Origin of the sequence: Candidatus Pelagibacter sp. FZCC0015 (assembly GCF_007833635.1) — a bacterium.
Lineage (GTDB): Bacteria > Pseudomonadota > Alphaproteobacteria > Pelagibacterales > Pelagibacteraceae > Pelagibacter.
On sequence record NZ_CP031125.1, the window covers coordinates 135,419 to 149,582 of the forward strand.

12 protein-coding genes are annotated in these 14,164 nt (G+C 31.9%); 2 read left to right on the forward strand and 10 right to left on the reverse strand.

Features of this window, described 5'->3' with window-relative positions:
- Nucleotides 1-11: 11 nt before the first annotated feature.
- Nucleotides 12-1,268: a sarcosine oxidase subunit beta family protein gene (locus DT059_RS00765; protein WP_145595927.1), complete on the reverse strand. Its 1,257-nt coding sequence runs from the start codon at nt 1,266-1,268 to the stop codon at nt 12-14.
- A gap of 128 nt (nt 1,269-1,396) precedes the next feature.
- Here DT059_RS00765 and DT059_RS00770 point away from each other — a divergent pair, with 128 nt between their 5' ends.
- Nucleotides 1,397-3,082, forward strand: coding sequence for a formate--tetrahydrofolate ligase (locus tag DT059_RS00770; protein WP_145595929.1), 1,686 nt, complete (start codon nt 1,397-1,399; stop codon nt 3,080-3,082).
- Here DT059_RS00770 and DT059_RS00775 read toward each other — a convergent pair.
- A complete protein-coding gene (locus tag DT059_RS00775) occupies nt 3,074-3,862 on the reverse strand; it encodes a type 1 glutamine amidotransferase (RefSeq protein WP_145595931.1) in 789 nt (262 codons plus the stop codon). The genes DT059_RS00770 and DT059_RS00775 overlap by 9 nt on opposite strands.
- Entirely contained in the window at nt 3,862-5,019 is a 1,158-nt protein-coding gene (locus DT059_RS00780) for an iron-containing alcohol dehydrogenase (protein ID WP_240704603.1), read from the reverse strand. Before DT059_RS00780 ends, DT059_RS00775 begins: the two co-directional genes overlap by 1 nt.
- A 77-nt stretch (nt 5,020-5,096) precedes the next feature.
- On the opposite strand from DT059_RS00780, the gene DT059_RS00785 reads away from it, so the two are divergent.
- Nucleotides 5,097-6,428: an NAD(P)-binding domain-containing protein gene (locus tag DT059_RS00785; protein WP_145595933.1), complete on the forward strand. Its 1,332-nt coding sequence runs from the start codon at nt 5,097-5,099 to the stop codon at nt 6,426-6,428.
- 3 nt (nt 6,429-6,431) lie between these two features.
- Here DT059_RS00785 and DT059_RS00790 read toward each other — a convergent pair whose 3' ends face one another.
- The 7 genes from DT059_RS00790 to DT059_RS00820 all read right to left on the reverse strand — a co-directional run bounded on the left by DT059_RS00790 (nt 6,432) and on the right by DT059_RS00820 (nt 14,088).
- Entirely contained in the window at nt 6,432-7,388 is a 957-nt protein-coding gene (locus DT059_RS00790; RefSeq protein WP_145595935.1) for a 2-dehydropantoate 2-reductase N-terminal domain-containing protein, read from the reverse strand.
- A 7-nt stretch (nt 7,389-7,395) separates the two neighbouring features.
- Nucleotides 7,396-8,874 (reverse strand): glycerol kinase GlpK, encoded by a 1,479-nt coding sequence (gene glpK, locus DT059_RS00795; RefSeq protein ID WP_145595937.1) that lies wholly within the window; start codon nt 8,872-8,874, stop codon nt 7,396-7,398.
- Nucleotides 8,875-8,878: 4 nt separating this feature from the next.
- Nucleotides 8,879-11,032, reverse strand: coding sequence for an ABC transporter permease (locus DT059_RS00800; protein ID WP_145595939.1), 2,154 nt, complete (start codon nt 11,030-11,032; stop codon nt 8,879-8,881).
- Nucleotides 11,033-11,035: 3 nt separating this feature from the next.
- On the reverse strand, nt 11,036-12,067 hold the full coding sequence (locus tag DT059_RS00805) for a quaternary amine ABC transporter ATP-binding protein (RefSeq protein WP_145595941.1): 1,032 nt from the start codon (nt 12,065-12,067) through the stop codon (nt 11,036-11,038).
- A gap of 65 nt (nt 12,068-12,132) precedes the next feature.
- Entirely contained in the window at nt 12,133-12,684 is a 552-nt protein-coding gene (locus DT059_RS00810; RefSeq protein WP_145595943.1) for a hypothetical protein, read from the reverse strand.
- Nucleotides 12,684-13,061, reverse strand: coding sequence for an MORN repeat-containing protein (locus DT059_RS00815; RefSeq protein WP_145595945.1), 378 nt, complete (start codon nt 13,059-13,061; stop codon nt 12,684-12,686). The genes DT059_RS00810 and DT059_RS00815 overlap by 1 nt, the downstream gene beginning before the upstream one ends.
- Nucleotides 13,062-13,143: 82 nt before the next feature.
- Nucleotides 13,144-14,088 carry an ABC transporter substrate-binding protein gene (locus DT059_RS00820; protein ID WP_023854169.1) on the reverse strand — a complete coding sequence of 315 codons (945 nt, stop codon included), beginning with the start codon at nt 14,086-14,088 and terminating at the stop codon, nt 13,144-13,146.
- Nucleotides 14,089-14,164: the final 76 nt, after the last annotated feature.

Genomic DNA, 14,164 nt, shown 5'->3' on the forward strand with positions numbered 1-14,164 from the left:
ATATAAAGCATTTACGATATCCAGGTTTTTGTTCCAAGTCCCTTTTCATCAATAAGATGACCAGTGCTAAATCTATTTAAGCTATAACCAGCATTTAATTCGTGAACTCTATCTTGTGCAATTGTGTGTGCAAATGTCCATCCTGATGCAGGTGTGGCTTTAAATCCTCCATAGCACCATCCACAATTTAAATACAATCCTTCAATGTGTGTTTTATCAATAATTGGTGAACCATCCATTGACATATCCATTATACCGCCCCAAGTTCTCAACATTTTTAATTTACTTAAAAAGGGCATCATCGCTATTCCTTCGGTTAAAACGTGTTGTAATGTTGGTAAATTTCCTCTTTGAGCATAACTATTATACCCGTCAAGATCACCTCCCATTACCATCTCACCTTTATCTGATTGACTTACATAAAAATGACCAGCACCAAATGTAACTACTTTATCTAAAACTGGTTTAACTGGTTCAGAAACACAAGCTTGAAGTAAATGTGTTTCAATTGGTAAAGTCATATTTAATTTTTCAGCTAATATATTGGTGCTACCGGCAACACAAATACCAACTTTTTTTGCTTTAATATTTCCTCTTGAAGTTCTTATGCCTTTTATTTTACCTGCGTTAACATCAAAACCAATCACTTCACAATTTTGAATTATATCTACACCCATAGAGTCTGCTTGACGAGCGTAACCCCAAGCAACTGCATCATGACGAGCAGTTCCAGCACTTGGTTGCATCAATCCACCAAAGATTGGAAATCTTACGTTGTCTGAAAAATCAGCCATTGGAATAATTTCTTTAACTTGCTCTCTATTTAAAAGAACTGCATCTATTCCATTTAATCTCATCGAATTTCCTCTTCTCGCATATGCATTCATTTGTGCATCAGAATGAGCAAGGTTAATTATTCCTCTTGGAGAAAACATTACATTGTAGTTCAGATCCTGACTCATCTTTCTCCATAAATCCATTCCAAACTCACTGAACAATCCATTTTCATCGTGCATATAATTGGATCTAATAATTGTAGTATTACGTCCTACATTTCCTCCTCCAATCCAACCTTTCTCGATAATTGCAACTTTTGTAATGTTGTGCTCTTTAGCAAGGTAATATGCAGTAGCTAATCCATGACCACCACCACCTATAATTACAACATCGTATTCTTCCTTAGGTGTTGGATCTTTCCAGGCTAAATCCCAATTTTGATGATTAGAAAAAGCATTTTTAACTAAGTTAAATATTGAATACTTCTGCATTAAATAATTTTATAACAAAGAATATAAATAGTGCTTATTTTTTTTATATATATTTTTTAGAAGTTTCCAAATATCTCAAAAAAGGATAAGAAGTCACAGGTAAATGTTTTTAATTTAAAGGATTATTCATGAGCGATGTAAAGTCAGATATTCAGATAGCTAGAGAAGCTAAAATGCAACCAATTAATGATATTTTAGCAAAGATAAATGTCCCTGATGAGAGTGCAGCTTTCAGCCCAATGGGAAGACACATCGCAAAAATAAATTTGGAATATTTAGACACTCTTAAAGATAAACCAGATGGAAAATTAATTTTAGTAACTGCAATCACTCCAACTCCAGCTGGTGAAGGTAAAACAACTACTTCTGTTGGATTGAATGATGGATTAAATAAAATTGGAAAAAAATCTATTGTTTGTTTAAGAGAACCAAGTCTTGGTCCTTCTTTTGGAATGAAAGGTGGTGCAGCTGGCGGAGGATATGCTCAAGTTGTTCCTATGGAACAAATAAATTTACATTTCACAGGTGATTTTCATGCGATCACATCAGCTCACAATTTGTTATCTGCATTAATTGATAATCATATTTATTGGGGAAATAAATTAGACATAGACGTTAGAAGAATTGTTTGGAAAAGAGTCATGGATATGAATGATAGATCTTTAAGATCAATAAACATTAATTTAGGTGGTGTTGCCAACGGATTTCCAAGAGAAGATGGTTTTGATATTACTGTTGCATCTGAGATAATGGCAATCTTTTGTTTATCAAATGATCTAGAAGATTTAGAGAAAAGAATTGGGAATATTACAATTGGATATAACCGAGATAAAAAACCAGTTTATGCAAAAGATTTAAATGCTCAAGGACCTATGACAGTGCTTCTTAAAGAAGCTATTAGACCTAACGTAACACAAACATTAGAAAACAATCCTGCAATTATACATGGAGGTCCTTTTGCAAATATAGCACATGGATGTAACTCAGTTATTGCAACAAAAACTGGATTAAAACTTGCAGATTACGTTGTAACAGAGGCAGGGTTTGGCGCTGATCTGGGTGCTGAAAAATTTTTAGATATTAAATGCAGAAAATCAAATTTAAAACCTAGTTGTGTAGTTATCGTTGCAACAATCAGAGCATTAAAAATGCATGGTGGAGTTGCAAAAGAAGATTTAAAAAACGAAAATGTAGATGCACTTAAAAAAGGATTGGTTAACCTTGAGAGGCATATTGAAAATGTTAAAAAATTTGGGTTACCAGTTGCTGTTGCTGTTAATCATTTTATTAAAGATACAGATAGTGAAGTAAAAGCACTAATAGATTTTTGTAATGATTTAGGAGTTAAAGCAAGTCTTTGCACTCATTGGGCAAATGGTGGAGAAGGAACAAAAGATTTAGCAGCTCATGTTGTTGAATTATGCGAAAAAGATGAGGCAAAATTTAAATTCTTATACGAAAGTAAAACACCATTGTTCAAAAAAATTGAGACAATAGCAAAAGAAATCTATAGAGCTGATGAGGTAATAGCTGATACTAAGATTAGAGAACAGCTTAAAAACTTTGAAGCAGCTGGATATGGTGACTTACCAATTTGTGTTGCAAAAACTCAATATAGTTTTTCAACTGATCCAAATTTAAAAGGTGCTCCATCTGGTCATGCTCTTCCATTAAGAGAGGTAAGGCTATCATCTGGTGCAGAATTTATAGTAGTTATCTGTGGAGCAATCATGACTATGCCTGGCCTACCAAGAGTTCCAGCAGCAGACTCTATTAAGTTGAATAAAAAAGGTGAAATAGAAGGTTTATTCTAAATTTAAATAGTCTAACCAATTCTCTAATTCTCTCATTCTAGAAACTTTATCTAATTTATTGTTCTCAGTTTCTATATGTTTAATATGATTATCTATTTCATTTTCATCTTTAAAAGCACCTTTTTCTAAGAGTTTCTTTTTTCTAAAAATAATCAAATTGATCATTTTATTGTAAGTTATCTCAGGGTGATATTGAAGGCCCCATATATTACAGTTACCAATTTTAAAATTTATTCCTTGAACATTATTGATTGAGTTTGAAGCTAATAAAGTTGAATTTTCTGGCATAGTTACAACTTCATCAAAATTAAATGCTGGAGTATTAAATTTTTGATCTTTATTTTTATAAAGTGGATGATTTAAACCATTTTCATTAATTTCTATATTTGAAGCAATACCTCTATGAGATCCTTTTGTACATTTTTTCACTTCTCCACCAGCTGCTGTTACAGCTACTTGCATGCCCCAACAAATTGCTAGTATTTTTTTTATTTTTTTCTGACACTCTTTCATAAAATCAATTTGTCTTTTTATTTCTGGAGTATTGTTGTAGATGTTTAAACTACTTCCTCCCCAAATAAGACCATCGTAGCTTTCAAGTGCATCAATATTTTTATCGATATTTTCGTCTGAAGAAGGATTAACCACGTGGGTTTCTAATTTATCTGTGAAAAACGCTAAACTATCTTTAAGGCTTTCTGTATGTGTTTGAATTCCAGCCTCAGAAAAACTTTGATTTTCTTCTCGTAAGTTTCCTTCTACTATCAATATTTTTTTCATTAAAATAATTCTCCAGAAATACTTTTTATATACATTTCTTTTAGATCATTTTGACTTAATTTTTTGGGATTTCCTCCTGTTGATGGATCTTCAAATGCCATTGATGAAAGTTCATCTAAATCAATATTATTACAATCCATTACATCTGATAATTTGTGTGGAATATTTAAATTTTTTCTTAATTCCAAAATCCAATTTAAAAAACTATCAAAATTTTTATTTAAATTAAGATAATCACAAATCGATATTATTTTGTTTTCGATGGATGGTTTGTTAAATGTTAAAACATAAGGCATAAATATTGCGTTAGATAAACCATGGTGAACATTGAATTTACCGTTTACAGGATGGCTCAATGAGTGAATTGCTCCTAGTCCCTTCTGAAATGCAGTCGAGCCCATTGAAGCCGCTGAAAGTAAATCCATTCTAGCGTTAACGTCTTTTCCATTTGTGAATGCTTTAATTAAAGAATTTTTAATTAACTTCATCCCTTCTATCGCCATACCATCAGCCATTGGATGATATCCTGGTGCACAAAACGCTTCTAAATTATGAGCTAGTGCATCCATTCCTGTTGCTGCTGTTAATCTTGGAGATAAATCTAGTGTAAGTAAAGGATCTAAAATCACAATCGAAGGTAACATTTTTGGGTGAAAAATAATTTTTTTTACACCTGTTTCTTTATTTATGATTGCAGATGCTCTACCAGTTTCTGATCCAGTCCCAGCAGTGGTTGGAACTGCAATAATTTTTGAAATTTTTGAACTATCAGCTTTTGTCCAGTAGTCACCAATATCTTCAAAATCCCATAACGGTCGAGATTGATTACACATAAATGCTATAGCTTTTCCAACATCTAAACCACTTCCGCCTCCTAAAGCTATTACACCGTCACAGCCAGAAATATTATAAACTTTAACACCTTCTTCTACATTTTCTCCAATTGGATTTCCCGTAAAATTAGAAAAGCTAGCTAGGTTTTTAAAACTTTTTTTTAATGTTAATATTATATTTTTAGTTAAATCTAAGTTAATTAAATCCTTGTCTGTTACAAATAATGGATTTGAAATATTTAACTCTTTACAGGCTAAGGATAAATCTTCAATTCTATTTTCTCCTATCCACATAGTGGTTGGATAATTCCAATTAATACCCATAACAAAATATAATTTTATTTTTTTAAAAATTGTTAGTAAGATATATTTATAAATTTATTAATGATAGGAAAAATTCTATGTCAAAAGTAGCAATCATAGGCGCTGGTCCATGTGGACTTTCAATTTTAAGAGCATTTGAGCATTTAGAAAAAAAAGGAGAAAAAATTCCTGAAATAGTTTGCTTTGAAAAACAAGAAAGTTGGGGTGGTCTATGGAACTACAACTGGAGAACTGGTTCAGATCAGTATGGAGATCCTGTGCCTAATAGTATGTACAGATACTTATGGTCTAATGGACCTAAAGAATGTTTGGAATTTGCTGATTATTCTTTTGATGAACATTTTGGAAAGCCAATTCCTTCCTTTCCTCCAAGAGAAGTTTTGCAAGATTATATTCTGGGAAGAGTAAGTAAAGGAAATATAAAAAGTAAGATTAAATTTAATACAAGAGTTACAAATACTGTTTTTAAAAATGATAAGTTTGAAATTAGCTACCAGGACAAAGTAAATAATAAAGTTTTAAATGATACATTTGATTATGTGGTAGTCTCTTCAGGTCATTTTTCTGTACCTTTTATTCCTGAGTACGAAGGAATGAATTCTTTCCCGGGAAGAATAATGCACTCACATGATTTTAGAGATGCAGAAGAGTTCAGAGGAAAAGATGTGATTGTTTTGGGAAGCAGCTATTCAGCTGAAGATGTAGCCCTACAATGTAATAAATATGGTGCTAAAAGTGTAACAATTGGTTACAGGCATAACCCAATGGGCTTTAAATGGCCAAAAGGCATGAAAGAAGTTCATTACTTAGATAGGTTAGATGGAAAAAAAGCTATATTTAAAGACGGAACAGAACAAAATGCCGATGTAGTGATCTTGTGTACTGGATATCTTCATCATTTCCCATTTTTAGATGAAAGTTTAAAATTAAAAACACATAACAGATTATATCCACCAAAACTTTACAAAGGAGTTGTGTGGCAAGATAATCATAAACTTTTATACTTAGGTATGCAGGACCAGTTTCATACATTTAACATGTTTGACTGTCAGGGATGGTATGCGAGAGATGTGATCATGGGAAAAATCAAAATGCCTAGTGACGACGAGATAGATAAAGACATAAATAAGTGGGTTTCAATGGAGGAAAAATTAGAAAATCCTGATCAAATGATAGATTTTCAAACAGAATATACCAAAGAACTTCATGATATGTCTGATTATCCTAAAATTGATTTTGAATTAATTAGAAAACATTTCAAAGAATGGGAACACCATAAAGTAGAGGATATTCTAACTTATAGAAATAAATCGTTTTCATCTCCAGTGACTGGATCAGTTGCGCCAATTCATCATACGCCTTGGGAAAAAGCGATGGATGACTCTATGGAAACTTTTTTAAATAAATAGAAATTAATAATTTATTTTAAGTTTTTTATTTTTAGTAATCGTATCCAAAAGCGCAATCATCAATGGGATCTTACTTTTACTTATTTTTTTTCTTATATATGGAGCTATTTCATTTGCCAAATCAGCACCTTCAACAGTGTCGTTTTTCATAAATTTATTCTTAGCATTTTTAAAAGAAAATCCTTTACCCAAATATTCACCCATTTTGCTATTTCTACCTCCAACTGCACTAACATATAAATCACCTAAACCCGCTAGACCTCTGACAGTTTCTTTTTTGCCTTTAAAATGTTGAATTAAATATTCCATTTCATCAAATGATTTTCTAAATAACGCTGAAGAAGTATTATTTCCTTCACCAGATCCTATAACCATTGAATAAATGTTTTTGATAGCTGAAGAAAATTCTACTCCTATAACGTCTGTTGAATATTCTGTTGTATAATAATTGGTTGAAATCATTTTTCCAATTTTTTTAGCAATACTTATTTTTTTATTTGCAATCACAGTATAACTTTTTATTTTTCTAGCTAATTCTTTAGCTAGACAAGGTCCTTTTAGTACTGAAATATTATATTTCGTTTTTCCTAAATTTAATTGCTCAGACATGCTGATTATATTATTATTTTTTAACTTTAGACCTTTTGTTAAAACAAGAATTAGAGTTTTGTTTTTAAGATTTTTTAGATAATTTCTAATCATATCCATGCCTAGTGAACTAACTGCAATTACTATCAAATCCCATTTTTGATTCAAAAGTTCAGTATTAAATTTTTTAATGGAAAGTTTTTTTGATAAATTAATTTTTAAAGCTGGATGAAACTTTTTTTTATTATTTATTTTTTTTAATAAATTAAGGTTATACGGTTCAGTTATAGTTACTTTTTGATTATTGTCTATCAAAGGCACAGAAAACGCTGCACCCATTGCACCTGCTCCAATTATTAAAATTTTTTTCATAACTATCTTATGCCAAAGTTTTTTTAATTGCTTGCTGCCAACCTTGCAATAAATGATTTCTAATTTTTTTGTTAATTTTTGGCCTAAAAGCTTTATCTTTTTTCCATATATTTTTAATCTGATTTAATGATTTGAATTCTCCTACTTGATAACCTGCAAGCAAGGCGGCTCCAAGAGCAGTGGTTTCTAAGACTTTCGGTCGAATTACTTTTAGATTAATCACATCTGCCAAAAATTGTGAAAACCAATTATTAGCTACCATGCCCCCATCAATCTTTACTATCCTGGGCTTTAAACCATCTTTATTCATTGAATAAAATAAATCATAACTTTGATAAGCCACTGACTCGACTGTTGCTCGAACTAAAGTTTTCCAATCACTATCTCTTGTAAGTCCTGTTATTAAACCCCTTGCATCAGGTCTCCAATAAGGTGCGCCTATTCCACTAAAAGCTGGGACAACATAAACTTCATTATTGCTTTTTGTTGATTTAGCTATTTTTTCAGTTTCATACGCATTATTAATTAGTTTAATTTTATCTCTTAACCATTGTACGCCCGCTCCTGCTATAAAAATAGATCCTTCAAGAGCATAGGTAGTCTTATTATTCAATCGATAACAAATTGTAGTTAATAACTTATTTTTTGAATTTATTTTTTTTGATCCAGTGTTCATTATTATAAAAGCACCAGTGCCATAAGTACTTTTTATAGATCCTTTTTCAAAACAAGCTTGACCTACAGCAGCTGCTTGTTGATCTCCTAGAACAGCTGAAATAGGTATTTCTTTTCCTATAACTCTATTGTCTGTTTTTCCAAAATTATCTGCAGAATTTTTTACCTCTGGCAAGATACTCTTTGGAATTTTTAATTTCTGTAAAATTTCATTATCCCATTTATTGTTATTAATATTAAACAACATAGTTCTACTTGCGTTGGTAGCTTCGGTTAAATGCTGTTTACCTTTAGTTAATTTCCAGATTAAGAAGGTATCTACTGTACCAAATAATAAATTATTAGTTTTTAATAACTTTTTTGAAACTTTTATATTATCTAAAATCCATTTTATTTTAGTGGCAGAAAAATAAGGATCTATGAATAACCCTGTTTTTTCTCTAAAAGTATTTTCATAATTTTTATTCTTTAGAGATTTACAATATTCCTGCGTTCTTCTATCTTGCCAAACGATTGCATTATAAACAGGTTTTCCAGTTTTTTTATTCCACAAAATTGTAGTTTCTCTTTGGTTTGTAATTCCAATAGTAAGTATATGACCTTTTAAACTTTTAGCTTTTTTAATTACTTGTTTTAGTGCTTTAATTGTTGTCGACCAAATTTCATTTGGATTATGTTCTACCCAGCCATTTTTAGGAAAGTATTGTTTAAATTCATATTGTGAAATAAATTTAATGTTCCCTTTAGTATCGAACAAAACAACTCTCGAAGAGGTTGTTCCTTGATCAATGGAGACAATAAATTTTTTCAAAATTCTAAGCTATGCCAAGATGTTTTTTTCTTTTCTCAACCCAAGTTCTAATCAAATTATCAAAGATCAATCCTATAAACGCAACACAGACACCTAGAGTTAAACCAATTCCTGCTCCATTTTTATCTGAAAGTGCTTTTAAAATGTATTGTCCAAGATCTTCTGTTCCAATGAAGGCTCCAATTATCACCATAAATAATGCAAAAACTATTGTTTGATTCAAACCAAGCATCATGTGTGGAAATGCTAATGGAAATTCAATTTTTGTTAATCTTTGAAATTTATTTACACCAGACATTGTTGCGGCTTCATGCAAGCCAACTGGAACACTTCTTAAACCTTCAATTGTATATCTTGTTGCAGGAATTGTGGCATAAACAATTACTGCAATTAATACGGAAGTATCTGTAATTCCAAAAAGCATCATTACTGGAATTAGATATACAAATGATGGGAATGTTTGAAATATATCACAAACACCTAGCATAAACGCAGCTGATTTTTTATTTTGAAAACATAATGTTCCAACTGTAAATCCTATTAAACAAGAAATAACTACTCCAAAAGTTGCCATATATAATGTTACTAGCGCTCTATCCCACCATGGACTTAGTGCTATAAATAAAGTTAAAGCAGCAACAACTAATGCTGAACGAACTCCTCCAATTAAATATCCAGCCCCAACTGCCAGTACTAATGTAGCTACTGCAGGCATTCTCAAATATAAAGCTCTCATCGGCTGAAGCACATCTTGAATTAACCATGTATTGAATGCTTTTATATAAACAAAGAAAGTATCAAAAATCCAATCAACTCCTTTATTCCAAAAATCTGCTGTTGATATTCCTTTATTATGAGGAATTTCAAACAAGTAATTAAAACTACCTTTGAAAATAAAAGTCCCAACATATGCAAGAATTATTCCAATTACGAATGAAGCTGCAAAAAATATTACGTTTTTATTTCTTTGGAAAAATGTCAGATTACCAAAATAATCTGTTTGTTTATTTGCCCATGCCAAAGACATTTTATCAAGTAAAATTGCAATTAAACTAATACACAAACCAGCTTCTAGTGCCAACCCTATATTGAGTTGATTAAGTGCTAACAACAAATTAAATCCTAATCCTTTCGCGCCAATGAACGCAGATATAACTGCCATTGAAAAACAAACCATAATAACTTGGTTAACTCCAATTAAAATATCTCTTCTTGCTGTTGGAATTAGTACCTTGAACATTAATTGCCAATTGGTACAACCACTCATTCTTCCAGCTTCAATAACTTCTGGCGGTATGGCTCTTAAGCCTAAAATTGTAAGTAAAATCATTGGTGGCACTGCAACAACCATTGTAATGATTACAGCAGCATGATCACCAACTCCAAATAAAACAAGGGCAGGAACTAATACAGCGTATTGTGGCATAGTCTGCATCACTAGAAGAATTGGGTACAAAGCTTTTTCAACACGTTTGCTTTTGTATGCTGCAATACCCAAGCCTAAACCAAAAATAAATGAAAGTGGAGCTGCAACAAGTATAAATGAAAGTGTTTGCATTGAAGGTTTCCATTGACCAAATATAGAAATATAGATCATTGTTAAACCTGCAAATAAAGCCAATCCTTTTCCACTTAATTTATAAGAAAGTATCGCTGCTCCAGCAGCAACAATTGTCCAAGGTAAACCTGGCAATTCTAACCAAGGATAAGCATCAATAAAATCCCAGCTAGTAAATGCAACAATAGTTTCTAAACCTCCAAGCAAAATCTCTCTAATTAATTCAATTAAAAAAGTCATAAATGAAGTTAAATTTCTACTTATCTCTAATAATAATGGTCGAGTTTTAAATTCTTGAGTATCTTCGTTCCAAAACTCCATTGGCATCCACTCATTCATTAAGAAAAACAAGGAGTCGTTTATCCAAATAGGCAGCCATCCTAGAAGTGGAGGCAGTCTCCAAAATACATCGAAGGCATAATACCTAACCTCTTTACCTAAAAAAATGTAAACACTTTGGTTGGGATCTTTAACAAATTCTGCCTGGCCTCTTATAAATTTATAAGTTTCAGGAACATCAATTGCAAAACATAAAGCAAAAAATACAATTAACAAAAATAACCATTGGAATAATTTTGGATATTTTTTTAAATACTCCATATTTTAACTACCGTTGTTTCTTCCTCCAAAAACTGTATCAATTATTTTTGAAGGTTTAATTGATCCTACAATATTATTATTTGAATCAACTACTCCTACTAATTTTTCTTGAGTAAGTATTTTCTCTGCAACATTTTCTATAATTTCATCTTTTGATACTTTTAAATCTCCTAAATTATCTTTACTTGAAGCATCCATTACATCCTCAATAATCAAAACTTTCTCCCTCGGTACTTCTTCAGTAAACTTTCTTACATATTCTGTTGCAGGATTTAATACAATGTTTGCAGGAGTGTCTAATTGTTCAATTATACCATCTTTCATAATCGCTATACGATCAGCTAACTTCAAGGCCTCATCAAAATCATGGGTAATGAACATAATTGTTTTTTGTAATTTTTCCTGAAGTCTTAAAAACTCATCCTGCATTTCTTTTCTTATCAATGGGTCTAAAGCAGAAAAAGGTTCGTCTAAAAACCATATATCTGGTTCCACAGCTAATGATCTTGCGATCCCTACCCTTTGTTGTTGTCCACCTGAAAGCTCTCTTGGAAAATAGTTTTCTCTTCCATCAAGTCCAACTAGCTTTACCATTTCCATTGCTCTACTAATGCTCTCATCAGTATTAGTGCCTTTGATCTGCAATGGGAAAGCAATGTTTTCAACAACTGTTTTATGAGGCAACAATGCAAAGCTTTGAAACACCATTCCCATTTTATTTCTTCTAAGCTCAATAAGCTCTTTATTGTTTAATTCTAATAAATCTTGACCTTCGATAAAAATTTTTCCACCGGTAGCATCCGTTAATCTTGAAATACATCTAAGAAGTGTTGATTTACCTGAGCCAGACAAACCCATTACTACTAACATTTCTCCTTTTGCAACTTCAAAAGAAGCATTGTTAACTCCAACTATACATCCTTTTTCTTGAAAAGTTTTTGCATCTACATTTCCGTTAGATTCTTCAAGCATCTTTTTGGCATTTTCTCCAAAAATTTTATAAACCGACTCGCATTTGATTACAGTCTCAGACATAAATTGTTTTAAAGTTATATTAAATTCTATAAAATTAAAATGTTAATAATTGTTGCCTTTCCTCATTAAAAATTTTTAATAAAATAAACTCTAGTATCAATTCCGGTACTTAAAAAACTTAAAGCTTCTCCACTTATAGTAATACTTTCATTAACACCTACGTTATTTCCACTAACTGTAAAACCCGCAAAACATTTACTTTTTTCTTCATCCCATTTAACAAAAGTCTCATCAATTTTATTTCCATTAATTGTATATAGCTCATGTGCTCTAAAATTTAAGAAATTAGCACCCATTATTGCTCTTTGTGGAATTAGTTTAGTAGCCTTGCATACTTTCTCATATACCTCATCAGTCAGTTTATAATGATCTGTACCGTCAAATGAGACCAATATACCAGAAGGTAATTTAGATATTAGTTCGCTAAGTTTTTTTTCTTCAGCAATTCTCTCCTCCTCTAACTTCATTCTTTTTACTAAATCATCACCCTGTCCAAAAATTCCATTTAAAATGCTAAAAGACATAATTACTATAAGAGTAATAATTATGAGACCAATAAATTGCCTTAGAGACTCAGGTAAATCTTTTATTTTATTAATATAATTTTCTTTTGACATTATTCTTGTAACTTACCGTTTTTCCAAATACCTGTTTTTTGTTTTCCATCTGCCCAGGTAAATGTTCCTTGGCCATTCATAAAACCTTTAGACCACTCTCCTTCGTAGGTAGACCCATCAGGAAAAACTAAAGTTCCCTTTCCGCTCCATTCACTATTTTTAAATTCCCCTTTATAGATATAACCATTAGGCCAGGTTTCGACACCTTGACCTTGTTTTTTAGTATTAACCCATTCCCCTTCATAAGTAGTTTTATCGGTGTAAACCCATTTACCAAAACCATTTTCACAGTTACCTTCTTTGCAGCCAGTGCTTCTTGCTAAAACTGATGAGCAGATCAAAAAACTAAAAAATATTATAAGAGAGTATTTTTTCATTGTAACATTTTACACATATTGAATTAAAAAAAAATCCCCCCCAACGAAGTTGGGGGAGATCTTTAATTTTTAACTATAATCCTTATTTAGTAAATGCTTGCCAAACTGACTTGTTATCAGCTAACCATTTTTTAGCTGCATCTTCGTGAGTCATTTTGTCAACGTCAACTAAAGCTGCCATTGCACCAATTTGACTTGTAGAGAATGACATTTTTTTGAACGCTGCTGCTGCATCAGGATGAGTTTTTGGGAAATCCTCATGAACTGCTTTTTTCAAGTATCCATCAGGAGAACCACATTTACCATCTCCACCATCTTCTGGTCTGCAACCAGCTGTGTATGGAGGGAAGTCAATAAATGTAAAACCAGCACCATCTGTAAAGTTTGGCGTCCAGTTGAAGATAATTGTTCCTCTTCCTTCTTTTTCTGCTGCAGATAACTCTGCCCAAAGTGCATCAGCACTTCCAGCAAATTTAACCCACCATAAATCACCTAAACCAAGTGCATCAACTCTTTGTGGAATTAAGTCACCATGCCAAGTTTGTGGACCTTCCAACATTCTTCCTTTTCCATCTGGAGAGTCAGGTGTTGTAAAGTTTTTTGCGCAATCTGGATTTTTTAAAGCTGTCCAATCTGGTAGACCTGGGCATAATCCTTTTTCAGCAACCCAGTTTGGATATCCCATATCCTCAAGAGTTCTTGCTTCATGATCACCCCAATCTAATAAACCACCTTTATCTAAAGCAGTAGTAAAAGATTTACCGAATGCAGATTCCCATACCTCGTGAGATATAGTTACATCTCCAATTCTAATTGATTCATAAACTGCTTGTGAGTCAGCGTTTACATATTTTACGTTATTACCCATACTTTCGAAAATTCCACCAATAACATAAGCCATTACAATTTGACTTGACCAGTTATGTGTTGGGATCACGATGGGCTTTTTGCTATCAGCATTTGAAATTCCTGCAAAACTTACAACAGAAATAACTAGAGCAGATAGTAAAGATATTATTTTTTTCATATATACCCCTCTATTATTAATATATTAATATTGAAAGTATGTTCCTATTTAAAGTTATAGTCAACTCGTTTTGATT

What these genes read in the sequence shown, in the direction of transcription:
- DT059_RS00765 (WP_145595927.1), bottom strand. Translation starts at nt 1,268, where the DNA reads ATGCAGAAGTATTCAATATTTAACTTAGTTAAAAATGCTTTTTCTAAT.
- DT059_RS00770 (WP_145595929.1), top strand. Translation starts at nt 1,397, where the DNA reads ATGAGCGATGTAAAGTCAGATATTCAGATAGCTAGAGAAGCTAAAATG.
- DT059_RS00775 (WP_145595931.1), bottom strand. Translation starts at nt 3,862, where the DNA reads ATGAAAAAAATATTGATAGTAGAAGGAAACTTACGAGAAGAAAATCAA.
- DT059_RS00780 (WP_240704603.1), bottom strand. Translation starts at nt 5,019, where the DNA reads ATGGGTATTAATTGGAATTATCCAACCACTATGTGGATAGGAGAAAAT.
- DT059_RS00785 (WP_145595933.1), top strand. Translation starts at nt 5,097, where the DNA reads ATGTCAAAAGTAGCAATCATAGGCGCTGGTCCATGTGGACTTTCAATT.
- DT059_RS00790 (WP_145595935.1), bottom strand. Translation starts at nt 7,388, where the DNA reads ATGAAAAAAATTTTAATAATTGGAGCAGGTGCAATGGGTGCAGCGTTT.
- DT059_RS00800 (WP_145595939.1), bottom strand. Translation starts at nt 11,032, where the DNA reads ATGGAGTATTTAAAAAAATATCCAAAATTATTCCAATGGTTATTTTTG.
- DT059_RS00805 (WP_145595941.1), bottom strand. Translation starts at nt 12,067, where the DNA reads ATGTCTGAGACTGTAATCAAATGCGAGTCGGTTTATAAAATTTTTGGA.
- DT059_RS00810 (WP_145595943.1), bottom strand. Translation starts at nt 12,684, where the DNA reads ATGTCAAAAGAAAATTATATTAATAAAATAAAAGATTTACCTGAGTCT.
- DT059_RS00815 (WP_145595945.1), bottom strand. Translation starts at nt 13,061, where the DNA reads ATGAAAAAATACTCTCTTATAATATTTTTTAGTTTTTTGATCTGCTCA.
- DT059_RS00820 (WP_023854169.1), bottom strand. Translation starts at nt 14,088, where the DNA reads ATGAAAAAAATAATATCTTTACTATCTGCTCTAGTTATTTCTGTTGTA.